The sequence below is a fragment of the Pseudomonas sp. SWI36 genome (assembly GCF_002948105.1).
Lineage (GTDB): Bacteria > Pseudomonadota > Gammaproteobacteria > Pseudomonadales > Pseudomonadaceae > Aquipseudomonas > Aquipseudomonas alloputida.
On record NZ_CP026675.1, the window covers coordinates 2945366 to 2964315 of the forward strand.

An 18950-nucleotide genomic window follows, 5' to 3' on the forward strand; every position below is an offset into this window, starting at 1 on the left:
CTGCATTCATGACCGTGTTGAAGATGACCGACCTCGACCTGCAAGGTAAGCGCGTACTGATCCGCGAAGACCTCAACGTGCCTGTGAAGGACGGTGTGGTAGCCAGCGACGCGCGTATCCTGGCAGCGCTGCCGACCATCAAGCTGGCCCTGGAGAAGGGCGCAGCGGTAATGGTCTGCTCGCACCTGGGCCGCCCGACCGAAGGCGAATTCTCTGCCGAGAACAGCCTCAAGCCGGTCGCCGATTACCTGAGCAAGGCCCTGGGCCGTGACGTGCCGCTGGTTGCCGACTACCTGGACGGTGTCGCGGTACAGGCCGGTGAACTGGTGCTGTTCGAGAACGTGCGCTTCAACAAGGGCGAGAAAAAGAACGCCGACGAGCTGGCGCAGAAATACGCAGCCCTGTGCGACGTATTCGTCATGGACGCTTTCGGCACCGCACACCGCGCCGAAGGCTCGACCCATGGCGTCGCCAAGTTCGCCAAGGTGGCCGCTGCCGGCCCACTGCTGGCAGCCGAACTGGATGCCCTGGGCAAGGCCCTGAAAGCCCCGGCCAAGCCAATGGCGGCCATCGTTGCCGGCTCCAAGGTTTCCACCAAACTGGACGTGCTGAACAGCCTGAGCAGTGTTTGCGACCAGCTGATCGTCGGTGGCGGTATTGCCAACACCTTCCTGGCCGCTGCCGGCCACCCGGTGGGCAAGTCGCTGTACGAGCCTGACCTGGTCGACACCGCCAAGGCCATTGCCGCCAAGGTCAGCGTGCCGCTGCCAGTCGACGTGGTGGTTGCCAAGGAGTTTGCTGAGAGCGCCGAAGCTACCGTCAAAGCCATTGCCGACGTAGCTGCCGACGACATGATCCTGGACATCGGCCCGCAAACCGCAGCCAACTTCGCCGAGCTGCTGAAATCGTCGAAAACCATTCTGTGGAACGGCCCGGTTGGCGTGTTCGAATTCGATCAGTTCGGCAACGGCACCAAGGTACTGGCCAAGGCCATCGCCGACAGCGCCGCGTTTTCTATCGCCGGTGGCGGTGACACCCTGGCCGCCATCGACAAATATGGCGTCAGCAAGGAAATCTCCTACATTTCTACCGGTGGTGGCGCCTTCCTCGAGTTCGTCGAGGGCAAGGTCCTGCCAGCTGTGGCAATCCTGGAAGAGCGGGCCAAGGCCTGATGACGTCGGCGCTTGGCAAAGGGAGTGGCCTGGTGGTCAAACAATTGCCTGTGATGATGCTGGCCGGTCTGCTGAGCGCTTGCGCGGGCAGCCCGGCCTCGGATACCGACCCGGCGCAGTCGCACAAGGGCGGTTGCTATCAGTCCGACTGGCAGGCCGAGACTGTGCCGGTCATCGGCAAGCGCGTGGGCCCGGAAGGCCTGGAAAAGTACGACGAAGACCACCAGCGCAAGGCGCCGGGTTGCCCTTGATCGGGTAATAGGCAACCTGAACGTTGATTTGTGGTCTTGAAGAAGGGGCCGCTGTGCGGCCCTTCGCGGGCTCGTCCGCTCCCACAGAGACTGCACTGTACCTGTGGGAGCGGGCGAGCCCGCGAAGGGCTGCACTGCAGCCCCAAATCGAGGAAACTGAATGAAAGCGCTTTTGGCCGTGACGGCCCTGGCGACACTGGCAGGATGCTCACTGCTGCAGCCGGCGCAACCGGCCCCGGCAGACAACTGGACCCGTTGGGTCTGCGACACCCAGGCTGAGGTGCTTTGGCGCTTCGCCGATGCGCAACGTGACCAGGTTGACGTGCGCCTTGGCGGCGGCGACCAGGTCTATCGGCTCAAGGCTGAACCGGGTGCCTCGGGTGCGCTGTACAGCGATGGCATGCTGGCCTTCCACACCAAGGGCGAAGAAGGCCTGGTGTACTGGGTGGCAACCAACGATCTGATTGGGCGGGGCTGCAAGGCACCGTGACTGAGGGGGCCGCGAGGGTGGCCCACACTACTTGAACAGCAACCGCCCCTGCGGCAGGCTTGCACGAAACAAACGACGCTTGTCGGGAGAGAGATACACAATGGCACTCATTAGCATGCGCCAGATGCTGGACCACGCCGCCGAGTTCGGCTACGGCGTACCAGCTTTCAACGTCAACAACCTCGAGCAGATGCGCGCCATCATGGAAGCGGCCGACAAGACCGACTCCCCCGTGATCGTCCAGGCTTCGGCCGGTGCCCGCAAATACGCTGGTGCGCCTTTCCTGCGCCACCTGATCCTGGCTGCCATCGAAGAGTTCCCGCACATTCCGGTGTGCATGCACCAGGACCACGGTACCAGCCCTGACGTCTGCCAGCGCTCGATCCAGCTGGGCTTCAGCTCGGTCATGATGGACGGCTCGCTGGGTGAAGACGGCAAGACCCCGACCGACTACGAGTACAACGTCCGCGTTACCCAGCAGACCGTTGCCATGGCTCACGCCTGCGGCGTTTCGGTTGAAGGCGAGCTGGGCTGCCTGGGTTCGCTGGAAACCGGCATGGCCGGTGAAGAAGACGGGATCGGCGCCGAAGGCGTGCTGGATCACAGCCAGATGCTGACCGACCCGGAAGAAGCCGCCGACTTCGTCAAGAAGACCCAGGTCGACGCCCTGGCGATCGCCATTGGTACCAGCCACGGTGCCTACAAGTTCACCAAGCCACCAACCGGTGACGTGCTGGCCATCGATCGCATCAAGGAAATCCACAAGCGCATCCCCAACACCCACCTGGTGATGCACGGTTCGTCCTCGGTACCGCAAGAGTGGCTGGCGATCATCAACCAGTACGGCGGCGACATCAAAGAAACCTACGGTGTACCGGTCGAAGAAATCGTTGAAGGCATCAAGCACGGCGTGCGCAAGGTCAACATCGATACCGACCTGCGTCTGGCCTCTACCGGTGCCATGCGCCGCCTGATGGCGCAGAACCCGAGCGAGTTCGACCCGCGCAAGTTCTTCGGTGAAACCATCAAGGCCATGCGCGACGTGTGCATCGCGCGTTACGAAGCCTTCGGCACCGCGGGCAATGCCTCGAAGATCAAGCCGATCTCTCTGGAAGGTATGTACCAGCGCTACCTGAAAGGTGAACTGGCCGCCAAGGTCAACTGATCGACAGGTAACCCTGAAAAACCCGCAGCGATGCGGGTTTTTTTATGGGCGATGGAAACCTGTACATAATTCCGGCAGACCGACCGTTAGTCGGCTACCGTACAGTTTGACCATTGATAGCGTTCTGATTGCATTGCGTGTTGCAGCCTCAGGTCTAGAGTACTAATGGATCCAACAGTATTTTGAAGTCGGTCACATAACAGAGAAGCAGCATGGATGGCGCTCACCCTCAACAGCAGCAGCCACTGGATGGCAGCTCAGTTCTTCTGGTGGTAGACGACTACCCCGAGAACCTCATCAGCATGCGGGCCTTGCTGGCCCGGCAGGATTGGCAAGTATTGACGGCAAGCTCTGGGATAGAAGCCTTGAGCGCGTTGCTTGAGTACGAAGTCGACCTGGTGTTGATGGATGTACAGATGCCGGAAATGGACGGCTTTGAAGTCGCCCGGCTGATGCGCGGCAATCAGCGTACCCGACTGACCCCGATCATTTTCCTCACCGCCAACGAACAGTCCGAAGCGGCCGTGCTCAAAGGCTACGCCAGCGGCGCCGTGGACTACATGTTCAAACCGTTCGACCCACAAATCCTCAAGCCCAAGGTCCAGGCGCTGCTCGACCAGCAGCGCAACCGGCGCATGCTGCAGCAGCTGAGTCGCGAGCTGGAGACGGCCAGGGCCTTCAATGCGTCCATCCTGGAAAATGCCGCCGAAGGCATTCTGGTGGTTGATGCCCAAGGCATCATCAGTTTTGCCAATCCGGCCATTTCCCGTTTGCTGGCGGCACCGGTGCAACACCTGCAGGGCACCCAATTGCTCGACGTTGTGCAACTGACCAGTACCAGCCTGTGGCGCGAGTCGGACTTCTACAAGGCCTACCAGGGGCGGCAGATCTACCGCGTACACGATGCCCAACTGCGTACCCAAGGCGGTGAGCTTGTGCCGGTGGCGCTGTCCTGTGCGCCGTTGCCGGCCGATCAACAGGCCATGGTGGTGACCGTGCTGGACATGTCGGCAGTGCGTAACTTGCACCAACAGCTGGAATACCAGGCCATTACTGACCCGCTCACCGGCCTGCTCAACCGCCGTGGTTTCTACCAGGCGGCTGAAGGTGCACTGTTGCGCAACGAGCGCTCGGACAAGGCGCAGGCGCTGATGTACATGGACCTGGATGGCTTCAAGCGCATCAACGACTCGCTCGGCCACGACGCGGGCGACCGGGTGTTGCGCTGGGTGGCCGAGCAGCTCAAGGACTGCCTTGGCAGTGAGGCCTTGCTGGCGCGTATGGGTGGTGATGAGTTCACTGCACTGTTCGACAGCTTGCCCTACCCGGAGCAGGCCGGGCGTTTTGCCGAGCGGTTGCTCGAACGTGTTTCCATCAGCCATGAGGTAGACGGGCTCGATGTGTGCCTTGGGGTCAGCATCGGCATTGCCACCTACCCGGACTGCGGCGCCAATGTCGAAGGCCTGCTGCGTTCGGCCGATGCTGCGATGTACGCCGCCAAGCAAGCGGGGCGTCAGCAATACCGCTTCTACGATCAGGAACTCAACGGACGGGCGCGCTCGCGATTGATGCTCGAGGACAGCGTGCGCACGGCCATCGAGCAGCAGGACTTTACCTTGGTGTACCAGCCACAGGTCGCCTTCCACGATGGCCGCCTGCGTGGTTTCGAGGCCTTGCTGCGCTGGCAGCACCCCAGCGTTGGCGATGTGCCGCCGGGGCTGTTCATCCCGCTGCTGGAAGAAGCGCGGCTGATCAACCGCCTGGCCAGCTGGATCTACCGCCAGGGGGCCGCCCAGCGGCAGGCCTGGTACGACAGGTTTCCGCCGGACCTTGTGCTCGGCATCAGTCTGAGCCGCGCGCAGTTCGTCATGCCTGGCCTGGTCGAAGAACTGCAACGGGTCATCCAGCTTTACCAGCTTGTCCCGACGCAGTTGGAGGTGGAAGTGGCGGAAACGTCGCTGATGTACAACATCGATGCGGCCGTCAAACAGATACACCGCTTGCGTGAGCTGGGCGTGAGGGTGGCCCTGGATGACTTCGGTGCGGGTGACTGTTCGTTGCGCATGCTGCGCGACCTGCCTATCGACACACTCAAGCTCGACCGTCATCTGGTGGCACGTCTGCCCGATTCGGCGGTAGATGCTGCGTTGGTTCGCAGCGTGATCGGCCTGTGCGCCGACTACCGTATCACGGTGATCGCCGAGGGGGTGGAGACCCCGGCGCAGGCAGCCTGGCTCAAGGCCAATGGCTGCGAATACGTTCAGGGTTTCCTGGTGGCTTATCCGATGACCGCGACTGACGCTAGCAGCTTCCCGGCAATTTTCTCCTGGCCAGGGCCGTGATTGGCTAGAATCGGCATTCGTTACGCCGAATACAGCGCCATGACCGTACTACGTTACTTGCAAGCCTACCCCCCGCACCTGCAGGAGCAGGTGCGGCAGATGATCGACAGCGACCGCCTGGGTGAATACCTGCAGCGCCGTTACCCTGACCGCCATGACGTGCAAAACGACAAGGCGCTGTATGGCTATGCCCAGGATTTGCGCCAACAGTACCTGCGAAGTGCGCCAAACCTGGACAAGGTGCTGTTCGACAGCCGCCTCGATCTGACGCATCGGGCCCTGGGCTTGAACACGGCGGTGTCGCGGGTGCAGGGCGGCAAGCTCAAGGCGAAGAAGGAAATCCGCATTGCCTCGCTGTTCAAGGAGGCCGCGCCACAGTTCTTGCGCATGATTGTTGTGCACGAGTTGGCGCACCTGCGCGAGCGAGATCACAACAAGGCGTTCTACCAGCTCTGCCAGCACATGGAGCCGGACTATCACCAACTGGAATTCGACCTGCGCGTCTACCTGACCTATCGGGAGCTGCCGGGCAACCTCTAAGGAACATGCAGCATGGAAGTGAGCAAGACCAAGAGCAGCTTCTACCGCCGCCTGTACGTGGCCTGGCTGATCGATAGCCAGACTGCGACCAGCGTGCCCGCCCTGATGGAAGCCACCGGCATGCCTCGTCGCACAGCTCAGGACACTATCGCCGCGCTGGCCGACCTGGACATCGTCTGCGAGTTCGAACAGCAGGAAGGCGCACGCAACCACGCCGGGCATTATCGCATTCATGACTGGGGGGCGATCGACAAGCAGTGGATCATCCGTCACTTGCGGCAGATCCGCGAAGTGCTGGGTTACCCCTGATGTGCAAAGCCCGCACAGGGTGGGCTCATCCCTTGCGCATTCCAATGGACGCGATGCCGTCCTCCGAAGACTCCTCGCCCACCACGGCAAACCCATGGCGGGCATAAAACGCCTGTAAATGCGCTGGAGCCGACAGATAAACCGGCACCCCCGGCCAACAATGCTCCGCCGCTTCCAGCCCCTTGAGCAGCAAGCTTTCGTCGAGCTGCAAACCTCGCGCCTGCGGTGATGTCACCACTCGTCCGATCACCACATCCCCACCTTGTGACTGCGGATCCAGCAGGCGCAGGTAGGCCACCAGCTTGTCCTCCTGCCAGGCCATGAGGTGCAAGGTATCGCCAGTCAGGTCCTGACCATCGACTTCCTGGTAGGCGTGGCGCTGCTCCACCACGAGCACTTCAGTGCGTAGCTGCAAAATGGCATAGAGCTGCTCCTTGCCGAGGTCGGTGTGGTGCTTGCAGAGCCAGTCGATTGACATGGGCACGAACTCCTTGGATGGGGCTCGATCATCGCATGCTGCATGTGCTTCGGCCAAAATAGAGGCTAAATGACACTATTGGCCGCTGCCCTCGGCAAGCGCTTTGTGTAATCTCACTGGCAGTGTTGCCCTCCATTGCGAAAGGACGTGAGCATGCGGCCACTGCTTTGTGTTCTGGGATTGCTGACAACGATGCTGGCAACACCTGCCCCGGGTCACGACAAGCTACGCCTGGTGGCCGACAACTGGCCACCGTTCACCGATGCCAAGATGCCGGGCGGCGGCCTTGCGACCAGCATCGTTACCACCGCACTGGCCCGTGCCGGCTACGCCAGCGGCTATGAAGAGGTGCCGTGGGCGCGGGCGTTGCTGGGGGTAGGTGAAGGGCGCTACGACGTGCTGATCAATGCCTGGTACAACGACTCGCGCGCCAATATCGGGCAATTCTCCAGCGCCTACCTGAGTAATCGTATTCGCCTGCTGCAACGTAAGGGCGAGGCGTTCAGCTACACGCGTCTGTCTGACCTTTATGCCTACAGCATTGCGGTAGTGCGTGATTACGCCTATTCACCGGAATTCGACGGGGATCCGCGTCTGAACAAAGTGCCGGTGCGCAACTTTTCTTCTGCGGTACGCATGTTGGCGGCAGGGCGGGTAAGCCTGGCGGTGGAGGACGAGTACGTGGCCCGCTACAACCTGCAGCGCGAGCCGCAGGAAGTGCGTGACAGGGTGATGCTGGTGGATCCGCCGCTGGGGGAGAACACCCTGCATGTCCTGGTCAGCCTGAAGCACCCGGAGCACAAGCGGATCGTCGAGCGCTTCGAGCAGGCGATAGCGGCGATGAAGGCCGATGGCAGCTATGCCCGGCTGCTGCGTCAGTATGGCTTTTGAGCACAGGCAATAAAACGATCAGGCCGGGGCATTTTCCTTGATCAGGTGTGCCGCCAGGGTCCGCAATGGCCCCAGCTGCCGGCATATCAACGCCAACTGCGTCTGCACCAACCGCTGATGCTCATCCAGATCTTCCGGCATCTGCTCCAGGGCATTGGCCAGCGCCTCTTCGGCATCACTGTGAATCGCCACCGGCAGCCGTGCGGCCAGGCCGTTGGCAATCTCGTCCAGGCTGCTGGCCAGGCTTTGCCCGGCGCCTTCGATCAACTGCTCCTGCACCTCCGCCGGCAACGCCGTGTCGCGGTGCGCGCCTAACCCCGAGAGGTAGCTGAGCAAGGTGTGCGACAGCACCAGGAAGCGAAAGCCAACGTCGGCCTCCTTACGGAAATGCCCCGGCTCCATCAGCATGTTGGCCAAGGTGGTGGACAACGCCGCGTCAGCGTTGTGGGCATTGCGCCGGGCCAGGCGGTAGGCCAGGTCGTCGCGCTTGCCGTGGGCGTACTGCTGCATGATCTGGCGCAGGTACACGCTGGCGCAGGCCAGGGTATTGGCCAGCGCCTTGTTCAGCCGTCGGCCCTGCCAGTCAGGCAGGAACAGGAACACTGCAAGAATGGCAATCAGGCTGCCCACCAGCGTATCGAACAGGCGTGGCAGGAACAGGCCGTAGCCATCGCCGATCTGGTTGAAGCAGAACAGCACCATCAGGGTGATCGCCGCAGTGGCCAGGGTGTAGCGGGTGGTGCGGTTGACGAAGAACACCACCCCGGCAACCACGGCGAACAACGACTGGATGACCGGGTTGGGGAACAGGTCGAACAAGGCCCAGCCCACGGTCAGGCCAACGGCAGTGCCGAAGATTCGCTGCACCAGCTTGCGCCGCGTGGCCCCGTAGTTGGGCTGGCAGACGAACAGCGTGGTGAGGATGATCCAGTAGCCCTGGGTCGGGTGAATCAGGTGCACCATGCCATAGCCGATCGACAACGCCAGCGGCAGGCGCAAGGCATGGCGGAACAACAGCGAAGTCGGTGTGAGCTGAGTGCGCAGGCGCGTCCACACGTCCTTCAGCGAGTGTGGCGAGCGGTCGAGCAGGCTGCTGTCGCTGGCGTCGGCCAGGCTATCCGGGTTGCTGGCGGCACTGAGCAGGCGGTCCAGCGTTGCCAGGTTGGCAGCCAGCGCCCGCAGCGACCGCAGCAGGCTGCGCCAGGCCGGGTTGCTCTGGATGCGCAGGTGCTCGAGCGAAGCGTTGAGGTCCTCGAGGGCTTCTGGATAACCGCTGGCCAGTACGAACGGTTGGCGCAGGCGGATCGAGCGGGCCAGTTCCTGGCAGGATGAACCCTGCTTACGCAACAGGCGCTGGCAGCGGAACATGACATCACTGTGGAAAAACGCCTCGGTCAGTGCGTTGTAGGGGTAGTGCGAGGCACTGACACGCTCGTGGATGTCCTGGGCCAGGAAGTACAGCTTGAGGTAGCGGCTTACCTTCGAGTTTGGCTGGCTGTTGCCCACCCGGTGCAGGATGATCTCCTTGGCTGCGTTCAGCGCGGCCACCACCTTGCCGTTCTGCTGCGCCAGTTCCAGGCGCCGTGCCTCGACGTCGAGCGTGCGGACCGGTTCAAACAGGCTGGCCTTGAGCTTCAGGTAGCTGCCCAGCTCGAAGAACAGTCTGGCCAGGCTCTGCTGTACCGGCTGGTTGGAAAACAGCGCCTGCCACAGCACCGACAACAACCCGTACCAGGCCGCACCTGCCACCAGCAGCAGCGGTTCGTGCCAGAAATCGGTGACCTGGCCGCCGCGCTGGTCCACCCCGATCATGGTGTAGACCGCAGTGATCAAGGTGGCCGAAGCGATGGCGCCGTAGCGCTCGCCCAGCGCCCCGAGCATGGTCAGGCCAAAGGCAGCCAGGGCCAGGGCAATGACGAAGATCCAGGGGTAGGGGAACAGCAACTCGACTGCCAGTGCAGCGATGGCGAAGCACACCAGGGTAACGGCCAGGGCGCTGAGGCGGCCCTGCCAGCTGTCGTCGGTTTCGGCCAGGGCGCTGGCGATGATGCCGAGGAACAGCGGAATCAGCAGGGCCATCTCGTTCTGGTACCAGCACAGGGCCAGGCTGCCGGTGAGGGCAATGGTGACCCGGATGCTGTAGCTGAACTTGTCTTGGCCCCACAGGCGACGCAGTGACTGACGGAACGAGCTCGATGACATGATGGCCTGCCAGGCGGTGATCAGAAGAATACCTTTCAGGGCCGGTTATTGGGGCCGCTTCGCGCCCCTTCGCGGGCACGCCCGCTCCCACGCATACGACACAGGGCCCTGCGGGAGCGGGCGCGTCCGCGAAGGGGCGCGCAGCGGCCCCAATAACGGCGCCAAGCACGGGCCAGCAAGAAGCGTTCCGTGCTGCTGAAAGGATTCTACTCTACACGAACTGCGCGGCGGCGTTCGCCGATGCCCAAGCCCACTGGAAGTTGAAACCGCCCAGGTGGCCGGTGACATCCAGCACTTCACCGATGAAGTACAAGCCGGGGCTTTTCAGCGATTCCATGGTCTTGGACGACACCTCGCGGGTATCCACGCCGCCCAGGGTCACTTCGGCGGTACGGTAGCCTTCGGTGCCGGCCGGTACAACTTGCCAGTTCGCCAGCTTTTCGGCGATTTGCGCCAGTTCCGCCGGGGTGTACTGCTTCATTGGCTTCGACTCGAACCACTGCTCGGCCAGCAAGTTGGCCAGCTTGCGGGTGAACACCTCGCCCAGCACGGTCTTCAGTTCGGCGTTGGCGCGTTCGGCCTGCATCTGTTGCAGCCAGGAAAGCGCATCACGGTCGGGCAACAGGTTGATCTCGACCGTGTCACCGGCTTCCCAGAACGATGAGATCTGCAAGATTGCCGGGCCGCTCAGGCCGCGGTGCGTGAACAGCAGGTTTTCGCGGAAGCTGGTGCCATTGCAGCTGGCGGTGCAGTCCAGCGAGGTGCCGGACAACTCGGTGCACATCGCCTTGAGTTGGGGCTCGGTGATGGTGAATGGCACCAGCCCAGCGCGGGTTGGCAGCAGGGTGTGGCCGAACTGGCGGGCCACCTGGTAGCCGAAACCGGTGGCGCCCAGGGTCGGGATCGACAGGCCGCCGGTGGCGATGACCAGCGACTGGCAGGCGAACTGGCCGCCGCTGGTCTGCAGCAGGTAGCCGCTTTCGGTCTTCTCGATCTGTTCGATGCTGGTGTGCATGCGGATCTCGGCACCGGCCTCGTCGCACTCGGCCAGCAGCATGTCGAGGATGTCGCTGGCCTTGTTGTCACAGAACAGCTGGCCGAGCTTCTTCTCGTGGTACGCCACGCCGTGCTTGCACACCAGCTCGATGAAGTCCCACTGGGTGTAGCGGGCCAGGGCCGACTTGCAGAAGTGCGCGTTGTGCGAAAGGAAGTTGGCCGGCTCGGTGTACAGGTTGGTGAAGTTGCAACGCCCGCCGCCGGACATGAGGATTTTCTTGCCTGGCTTGTTGGCGTGGTCGAGCAGCAGCACCCGGCGGCCGCGACGGGCGCTGAGCTGGGCGCACATCAGGCCGGCGGCGCCGGCGCCAAGGATGATCACGTCGGTGGAGTGCACGGTATGAACCTTCAGATTTGAAATGCTGAACCCTGTGGGAACGGGTTCACCCGCGAATGCGACGATGCATTTACTGCCGCGTTCGCGGGTAAACCCGCTCCTACAGGGGGCTTTGCCTGGCTTTAGATAATGCGGACTTTCAGGGCGCGACCCTTGATCTTGCCGCTGTTCAGCCGCTGCATGGCCTGCTTGGCCAGCGCCCGCTCCACGGCCACAAACGCCTGGAAGTCGAAGATGGCGATCTTGCCCACTTGCTTGCCCGGGATGCCGGCATCACCGGTCAGGGCCCCCAGGATGTCGCCAGGGCGCAGCTTGTCCTTGCGGCCAGCGGCAATGCACAGTGTGGTCATCACCGGCAGCAGGGGCTCGCCGCCCTTGTTTTTCAGGCTGTCCAGCTGGTCCCAGCGCAGCGGGCTCTTCTGCAGCGCTTCGATGGCCTGGGCGCGGTGGCCTTCGGCCGGTGCCACCAGGCTGACCGCAACGCCTTTCTCGCCGGCGCGGCCGGTACGGCCCACGCGGTGCACGTGGATTTCGGCATCACGCGCCAGCTCCACGTTGATGACCATGTCCAGGCCATCGATGTCCAGGCCGCGCGCGGCCACGTCGGTAGCCACCAGCACCGAGCTGCTGCGGTTGGCGAACATGGTCAGCACCTGGTCACGGTCGCGCTGCTCCAGGTCGCCGTGCAGGGCCTGGGCGACGATGCCCTTGGCGGTCAGGTGGGCGACCACGTCCTCGCATTGCTGCTTGGTGAAGCAGAACGCTACGCACGACTGCGGGCGGTAGTGGCCGAGCACGCGGGTGACGGCTTCCAGGCGTTGCTGCGGGTCAATCTCGATGAAACGCTGCTCGATCTGGTTGTCGGTGTGCAGGCTTTCGACCTTGACCTGCTGCGGGTTGCGCATGAAGTCGGCGGCCAGTTGCTTGATGCCGGCCGGGTAGGTGGCCGAGAACAGCAGGGTCTGGCGGCGCGACGGGGTCTTGCCGATGATGCTGGCGATGGCGTCGAAGAAGCCCATGTCGAGCATGCGGTCGGCTTCGTCCAGCACCAGGGTGTTCAACCCGTCCAGGACCAGAGTGCCTTTGTCCAGGTGCTGCTGGATGCGCCCTGGGGTGCCGACGATGATGTGCGCGCCGTGCTCCAGCGAAGCGATCTGTGGGCCCAGCGAAACGCCGCCGCACAGGGTCAGGATCTTGATGTTGTCCTCGGCACGGGCCAGGCGGCGCAGCTCCTTGGCCACCTGGTCGGCGAGTTCGCGGGTAGGGCAGAGCACCAACGCCTGGCAGCCGAAGTAGCGCGGGTTGATCGGGTTGAGCAGGCCGATGCCGAAAGCGGCAGTCTTGCCGCTACCGGTCTTGGCCTGGGCGATCAGGTCCTGGCCTTTAAGGATGACAGGCAGGCTCTGGGCCTGGATCGGCGTCATCGAGGCATAGCCGAGGGCCTCCAGGTTGGCCAGCATGGCAGTGGACAGCGGCAAGGTGGCAAAGGCGGTGGATTCGGTGGTCACGAGGCGGGCCTGCGGTGCGAAGCGAAAAATGCCGCATAGTCTACCAGCCTCGTGGCCATTCGCCCTACGACTCCATGTGTTGTTCCGGACGACGGGCACGCCTTCCGTCCGTCGGCGCCAGCTGCAGGAAGATCGCCGCTGCCAGCATGGCCATTACACCGATGGTGACGAAGGTCAGCTGGAACGCGCCCAGGGTGGTTTCCACGCCTTCGGCGCTGCCTGCCGCAGTAAAGCCGCCCAACAGTGCGCCGGCGCAGGCCACACCCAGGCTCAGCGACAGTTGCGCGACCACCGACAGCAGGCTGTTACCGCTGCTGGCGCTGGCGTCGTCGAGATCGATGAGCGTCACTGTGTTCATCGCAGTGAACTGCATGGAGTTCACTGCACCCAGAAGGCCAAGTTGCACCAACAGCAGCCAATAAGGGGTCTGCTCGTCCACCAGGCCCAGGCTTGCCAGCAGGATGCCCAGCAGCAAGGTATTGCCGGTGAGGATGATGCGATAGCCGAACCGTTCGATCAGCGGTCGGGCAATGGATTTGGCCAGCATGGCCGCCGCCGCCAGCGGGATCATGCTCATGCCGGCCTGGGCGGGTGAGTAGCCCAGCGCGACCTGCAGCAGCAACGGCACCAGGAACGGCAGCGCGCCGCTGCCCAGGCGGGCGAACAGGTTGCCGAGGATGCCGATGGCGAAAGTACGCACGCGGAACAGGCTGGGCGAGAACAGCGGCTCCGGGTCGCGCCCGGCGCGCAGCCAGTACGCGGCCAGGCAGGCCATGCCGGCGAACAGCAGCAACATTACCCGCAAGTGCGGCAGGTGCAGCTCGCCCAGGCCTTCCATGGCAATGGTGATCAGTACCATCGCTGCGCCGAACAGCAGGAAACCAGGGCCGTCGAAGGTGGTGCGCTCGGCGCCGCGCAAGTCCGGGATGAACTTCCACACGGCAATGCAGCCAAGCAGGCCGACTGGCAGGTTGAGCAGGAAGATCCAGTGCCAGCTGAGGATTTCCACCAGCCAGCCACCGACCGTTGGGCCCAGCAATGGCCCGAGCAGGCCGGGGATGGTGATGAAACTCATGATCCGCACCAGCTCGCTGCGTGGGTAGGCGCGCAGCACCACCAGCCGCCCGACCGGCAGCATCAGCGCACCGCCCAGGCCCTGCACCACGCGGGCGAAGATCAGGAAGCCAAGGCTGTTGGCTGCAGCGCACAGCAGCGAGCCAAAGCTGAACAGCAAGATGGCGCTGAAGAAGATGCGCTTGGTGCCGAAACGGTCGGCGATCCAGCCTGAGGCGGGGATCAGCAGGGCCACGGTGAGCATGTAGGCAATGATCACACCCTGCATGCGCAAGGGGTCTTCGGCCAACGAGCGGGCCATGGCCGGCAGTGCGGTGTTGAGGATGGTGCCGTCCAGGGACTGCATGAAGAAGGCGATGGCCACCACCCAAGGGATCCAGCGGGCAGTGACGGGGTCCAGCGGGGTGCGTTCGGGCATGACGTCCTCGTTTGTCAGTGCCGGCCCTTTCGCGGCTAAAGCCGCTCCTACAGGGGTTACGCGTTCCTTGTAGGTGCGGCTTTAGCCGCGAAAGGGCCGGCAAGTCCAGTCACAATGTCAGGGTCAGGCCTTTGACCAGTGCCCCGGGCAAATGACTCGACCCGGTACTGCGCTGTCCATAAGTACTTGTCGACAGGATCATCTCGCGCTCCTGGGTCAGGTCCTCAAGCTGGCTGCCCAGCAAGCTGTACAGGCTGTCATCGAAGCGCATGGTACTCACCGGCCCCTGGATCTGCCCGTCTTCTACCCAGAAAGTGGCGAAGCGGGTCAGCCCGGTCATGCGCGCCGCTGGCAGGTCCGAGTAGTTCAGGTACCACAGGTTGCTGATGTACAGCCCGGTGCCAAGCCGCTGCAGGATTTGCTCGGTGGGCAAACTACCCGGCGCCAGGCTGAGCGCGCAAGGCGACTCGTAGCTGTCGGCGCCATTGGCCAGCAGCCCGAATTCGGCCGCACTGCGCGCACTGATCAGCCGTTGCAGCGCCTCTCCTTGCTGAATCAACGGCACATCCAGGCGCGGCGAGCCTTCATCGGAAAACGCCGGGCTCAACGAGCCACTGACCTGCTCGGTAAAGCTCACCAGCGGGCTAAGCCGCGCATCGCCGTTGTACAGGCGCTGCAAGGCACTGTTGCCAGTCGCCAGGGCCTGCGCGGAAAAACCGCCCCAGCACAACATGCCGGCGATCTCGTCCATCGCTGCCGGCGCCAGGAAAGCGCGGTAGCTGCCTGGCTTGAGGGTCACCGCCGGGCGCCCAAGAAAGCCCAATTGCTCCCGCGCCTGGCGCAGGCGTGCGCTGAAGTCGTCGGCGTTCCACAGCTGGCCGGCATAGTTGGCTTTCACCGCTTCGCCGTTTGGGTGGAACAAGCTCCAATCAAAGTTGAAGCTGTTGGCCTGGTGCCAGCCGAAAGCGCCGAACGAGCTGGCGAAGCCCCGGCAGACCGGGCCAGCGGCGTATATACCGACCAGGTCCAGGTCACCGGCATCACGCTCCAGCAGTGCCAGCACTTCGTTCAGGTCTGGCAGCGCCTGCGCTTGCTGGCTATGGCTGTGCCAGGGGCTCTCGTCCAGCCGCAGGTAAGGGTCGACGGCGAGTAGCGGCAGTGTCTGGCGCAGCTGCTCCAGGGCATCCGCCAGGCGTTGGCGGTCCAGCTGCGCATCGCCACTCAAGGTCACTTGCTGTTCAGCCTGGCGGCCATCGTGGATCAGCCGCAATTGCACAGTGGCCTGGTTTACTTCGCCGGCCTGGCGCACCTTGGCATGGTTGAAACGCACGAACTGCGATTGCTCGGCACTGTAACCGAGGGTGAACTGCTCGCCCGCCTGAAGGGCGGTGCGCACCTCCCCGACCAGGGTTTCGAAAGCCTGTTTCATCACGCGTCTCCTCCGAATACATCGATCTGGCGGAACACACAGGCCGGCGAGGCGTGGCCGACCCGCACCACCTGATTGGGTTCGCCCTTGCCACAGTTGGGCGTGCCCAGCACCTGGAAGGTACTGTGGTCGCCAACCGCCGACAGGTTGCGCCAGAACTGCGCGGAGATGCCGCGGTAGTTGGGGTTCTTGACGATGCCCTTGAGCTCGCCATTTTCAATCAACTGGCCCCATTCGCAGCCGAACTGGAACTTGTTGCGCGCATCGTCGATGGACCAGGAACGGTTGGTACGCATCAGGATGCCGTGCTCGATGCCTCCGATCAGTTGCTCGAAAGACTGGTCGCCCGGCTCGATGTTGAGGTTGGCCATGCGGTCGATCGGCGCGCGGTTCCAGCCGCAGGCACGGCTGTTGGCCACGCCGTCCAGGCCAGAGCGGAACTGCGACAGCGCGCCACCCAGCGGGCGCAGCAGCAGGCCGTCGCGTATCAGGAACGCTTTGCTGGCCGGGGTGCCGTCATCGTCATGACTGTAGCTGGCCAGCTCTTCGCCAATGGTCGGGTCGAAGGTCACGTTCAGCAGGCTGGAGCCGTACTGCAGGTGGCCGAAGTCGCTGGCTTTGACGAAGCTGGTGCCGGCGTAGTTGCGCTCGTCGCCGAGAATGCGGTCCATCTCCAGCGGGTGGCCGATGGATTCGTGAATCTGCAGCATCATCTGGTCCGGCATCAACAGCAGGTCGCGCGGGCCACTGGGGGTGTTCGGTGCCAGCAGCAGTTGCAGTGCTTCGTCGGCCACCCGGCTGGCCGCGCCGACCAGGCCGCAGCGCTCGATGATCTCGAAACCACCCTGTTGGCCGAAGTTGTCGCGGCCCAGGCTGCGGCTCTGGCTGTCCTGGCCGTCGCTGGCGGTCACCCCCAGGCCCGGGAACAGGAAGCGCTGGGCATGGCGCAGTTCGGCGCCGGCCGAGTTCAGGTAGGTTTGCTCGACCAGGCTCAGCCCCAGGCTGGCCTGCCAGTCCACCAAGCGGCTGTCCTTGGGCACGCTGGCCGATTCGGCGGCGAGCAGGCCAAGGCAGTCGGCGAGGCTGGGCACGGGTTGGTCGAAGTTGGGCGAAACATGGTCGTGGCGTGCGCTGGTCACGGCGTGTTCGCGCAGGTCCAGCAGGCTGTGCCGGGCGATCTGCCGCGCCAGCGCCTCGGCTTGCTCAAGGGCGCGCTGCAGGCCAGCCTGGGACAGGTCGGTGGTGGCAGCGTAGGCCTCCACGCCATTGACCCGCACGGTGAGCATGGCGCCCTCATCCTGGTTGAAGAAGGGTGGTTCGGCGACGTTGCGGCGAACCGAAAGCGCCTGGTGCGACTGTTTCACATGGCGCAGGGAAAACAACTCGGCCGTACTGCGCAGCGCAGCAAAGCGCTGGCGCAGCAGGGCGCTGGAATCGAACATGCGGATGCCTCCGTGTACACGGTGGCTCCCCCTAGAACCACCCGTCTTGCATGCCGAGGCAGGTATCGTCGTGTGCCTCGAGCAATGCCAGCTCATTATGGCAGCCCGGTACTTCCCAGGTCAGGAAATAACGCGCAGCTTGCAGCTTGCCGAGGTAGAAGTCGCGATCAGCAGCCGTTCCCTTGAGCATGCCAAGCTCGGCGTGAACCGCCTGTTCCAGCCAGCGCCAGCCGATCACGCAGTGGCCGAAGGCCTTGAGGTACAAGGCAGAGTTGGCCAGGGCACCAGCGACTTTGCCTTGGGCCAGGTCGCCGAGCAGGGCCAGGGTTACGCCTTGCAGGCGGTTGGCCAGTTGCTCCAGCGGCTGACGCAGTGGGTCAAGGTTCGGGTGATGGCTGGCGCGCTCGCAGGTGGCGGCGATCAGGCGGATCAATTGCTTGAGGCCGGCACCATTGTGCTGTGCCAGCTTGCGGCCGAGCAGATCGAGCGACTGGATACCCTCCGTGCCTTCGTGGATCGGGTTCAGGCGATTGTCACGGTAGTACTGCTCCACCGGGTATTCGCGGGTGTAGCCGTGGCCGCCAAGAATCTGGATCGCCAGTTCGTTGGCTTTGAGGCAGAACGCCGAGGGCCAGGATTTGACGATCGGGGTCAGCAGGTCGAGCAGGTCCTGCGCCGGTTTGCGGGCGTTTTCGTCAGGGGCCGTATGGGTGTCGTCGAACAGGCGCGCGGCGTACAGGCCCAGATCAAAGGCGCCTTCTACGTAGGCCTTCTGCGCCAGGAGCATGCGTTTCACATCCGTGTGCTCGATGATCGGTACCGCCGGGCTGTGTGGGTCCTTGTTGTCCGGCAGCCGGCCCTGCGGCCGCTGGCGAGCGTATTCCAGGGAGTAAAGGTAGCCGGCGTAACCCAGCATCACCGCGCCCATGCCTACGCCTATCCGCGCCTCGTTCATCATCTGGAACATGCAGGCCAGGCCCTGGTGCGGCTGGCCGACCAGATAGCCGACGCACTGGCCATTGTCGCCGAAGTTCAGCGCGGTCGAGGTGGTGCCGCGCCAGCCCATCTTGTGGAACAGCCCGGCCAGCAGCACATCGTTGCGCGGGCCGCGGCTGCCGTCCGGGTTAACGTGGTACTTGGGCACGATGAACAGCGAAATGCCCTTGACCCCGGGCGGGGCGTCCGGAAGCTTGGCCAGCACCATGTGCACGATGTTTTCCGACAGTTCGTGGTCGCCGCCGGAAATGAAGATCTTGTTGCCTTTGAGCCGGTAGCTGCCGTCGCCTGCTGGTTCGGCGCGGGCGCGTATGTCGGCCAGCGACGAGCCGGCGTGGGGTTCGGTCAGCGCCATTGTGCCGAAGTAGCGGCCGTCGATCATCGGTTGCAGGAACAGGCGCTTCTGTTCATCGGAGCCGAAGCTCTCGATCAGGTTGGCCGCGCCCATGGTCAGGAACGGGTAGGCCGTGGTGCCGGCGTTGGCGGCCTGGAAGTGGGCGAAGCAGGCTTGCGAGACCAGGCTGGGCAGCTGCATGCCGCCGACCTCGAAGTCCCGGTTGGCGTTGAGGAAGCCGGCTTCGAGGAAGGCATCGACGGCGGGCTTCACTTCGGGGATCAGCTCGGCGCGGCCGTCCACGTAGCGTGGTTCGTTTTCGTCGGCCTTGCGGTTGTGCGGGGCGAAATACTTTTCGGCGATGGTGCGGGCGGTGGTCAGTGCCGCATCGAAGGTTTCACGGCTGTGCTCGGCGAAGCGCGGGCGCAGGGTCAGGGCTCCGGCGTCGAGGACTTCGTAGAGCTCGAAGGCGAGGTTGCGGGGGCTGAGCAAGGTCTCGGGCATGGTGGCGGTCCT

At 63.6% G+C, this 18950-nt stretch carries 16 protein-coding genes; 8 read left to right on the forward strand and 8 right to left on the reverse strand.

The genetic code is table 11. The features are described from left to right. The first annotated feature begins 8 nt into the window (after window positions 1–8). From C4Q27_RS14110 to C4Q27_RS14140, 7 genes are all read left to right on the forward strand, one after another. Window positions 9–1172: a phosphoglycerate kinase gene (locus C4Q27_RS14110; protein WP_010955537.1), complete on the forward strand. Its 1164-nt coding sequence runs from the start codon at window positions 9–11 to the stop codon at window positions 1170–1172. After that, the gene (locus C4Q27_RS14115; protein WP_020193575.1) at window positions 1172–1423 is read left to right on the forward strand and encodes a hypothetical protein; all 252 of its coding nucleotides are present in this window, start codon (window positions 1172–1174) and stop codon (window positions 1421–1423) included. Before C4Q27_RS14110 ends, C4Q27_RS14115 begins: the two co-directional genes overlap by 1 nt. Window positions 1424–1583: 160 nt before the next feature. Then, window positions 1584–1913, forward strand: coding sequence for an MliC family protein (locus tag C4Q27_RS14120; RefSeq protein WP_004576614.1), 330 nt, complete (start codon window positions 1584–1586; stop codon window positions 1911–1913). 100 nt (window positions 1914–2013) lie between these two features. Then, window positions 2014–3078: a class II fructose-bisphosphate aldolase gene (gene fba, locus C4Q27_RS14125; RefSeq protein WP_010955535.1), complete on the forward strand. Its 1065-nt coding sequence runs from the start codon at window positions 2014–2016 to the stop codon at window positions 3076–3078. Window positions 3079–3290: 212 nt separating this feature from the next. Further along, entirely contained in the window at window positions 3291–5420 is a 2130-nt protein-coding gene (locus tag C4Q27_RS14130; protein WP_064492595.1) for a bifunctional diguanylate cyclase/phosphodiesterase, read from the forward strand. 39 nt (window positions 5421–5459) lie between these two features. Beyond that, window positions 5460–5960, forward strand: coding sequence for a M48 family metallopeptidase (locus C4Q27_RS14135; RefSeq protein ID WP_054889349.1), 501 nt, complete (start codon window positions 5460–5462; stop codon window positions 5958–5960). 12 nt (window positions 5961–5972) lie between these two features. Continuing rightward, entirely contained in the window at window positions 5973–6269 is a 297-nt protein-coding gene (locus C4Q27_RS14140; protein WP_003249396.1) for a helix-turn-helix domain-containing protein, read from the forward strand. A gap of 25 nt (window positions 6270–6294) precedes the next feature. On the opposite strand, the gene C4Q27_RS14145 is transcribed toward C4Q27_RS14140, so the two are convergent. Continuing rightward, window positions 6295–6747, reverse strand: coding sequence for a GNAT family N-acetyltransferase (locus C4Q27_RS14145; protein WP_064492594.1), 453 nt, complete (start codon window positions 6745–6747; stop codon window positions 6295–6297). A 153-nt stretch (window positions 6748–6900) separates the two neighbouring features. Between C4Q27_RS14145 and C4Q27_RS14150 the strand changes: the two genes are divergently transcribed. Further along, window positions 6901–7638: an ABC transporter substrate-binding protein gene (locus C4Q27_RS14150; protein ID WP_020192742.1), complete on the forward strand. Its 738-nt coding sequence runs from the start codon at window positions 6901–6903 to the stop codon at window positions 7636–7638. Between the two features lie 18 nt (window positions 7639–7656). Here the strand turns inward: C4Q27_RS14150 and yccS are convergent, their stop codons facing one another. From yccS to C4Q27_RS14185, 7 genes are all read right to left on the reverse strand, one after another. After that, window positions 7657–9840, reverse strand: coding sequence for a YccS family putative transporter (gene yccS, locus C4Q27_RS14155; protein ID WP_020192743.1), 2184 nt, complete (start codon window positions 9838–9840; stop codon window positions 7657–7659). Window positions 9841–10051: 211 nt separating this feature from the next. Beyond that, a complete protein-coding gene (locus tag C4Q27_RS14160) occupies window positions 10052–11233 on the reverse strand; it encodes an NAD(P)/FAD-dependent oxidoreductase (RefSeq protein ID WP_020190675.1) in 1182 nt (393 codons plus the stop codon). Between the two features lie 122 nt (window positions 11234–11355). Further along, the gene (dbpA, locus tag C4Q27_RS14165; protein WP_230065385.1) at window positions 11356–12693 is read right to left on the reverse strand and encodes an ATP-dependent RNA helicase DbpA; all 1338 of its coding nucleotides are present in this window, start codon (window positions 12691–12693) and stop codon (window positions 11356–11358) included. 112 nt (window positions 12694–12805) lie between these two features. After that, window positions 12806–14233, reverse strand: a complete 1428-nt coding sequence (mdtD, locus tag C4Q27_RS14170) for a multidrug transporter subunit MdtD (RefSeq protein WP_003249408.1) — start codon at window positions 14231–14233, stop codon at window positions 12806–12808. A 109-nt stretch (window positions 14234–14342) separates the two neighbouring features. Beyond that, window positions 14343–15662: a TldD/PmbA family protein gene (locus tag C4Q27_RS14175; RefSeq protein ID WP_104886973.1), complete on the reverse strand. Its 1320-nt coding sequence runs from the start codon at window positions 15660–15662 to the stop codon at window positions 14343–14345. Then, on the reverse strand, window positions 15662–17104 hold the full coding sequence (locus C4Q27_RS14180; protein WP_104886974.1) for a TldD/PmbA family protein: 1443 nt from the start codon (window positions 17102–17104) through the stop codon (window positions 15662–15664). The genes C4Q27_RS14175 and C4Q27_RS14180 overlap by 1 nt, the downstream gene beginning before the upstream one ends. Before the next feature lie 31 nt (window positions 17105–17135). Continuing rightward, complete coding sequence (locus C4Q27_RS14185) at window positions 17136–18938, reverse strand: acyl-CoA dehydrogenase (RefSeq protein ID WP_104886975.1); 1803 nt, start codon at window positions 18936–18938, stop codon at window positions 17136–17138. Between the last annotated feature and the right edge of the window lie 12 nt (window positions 18939–18950).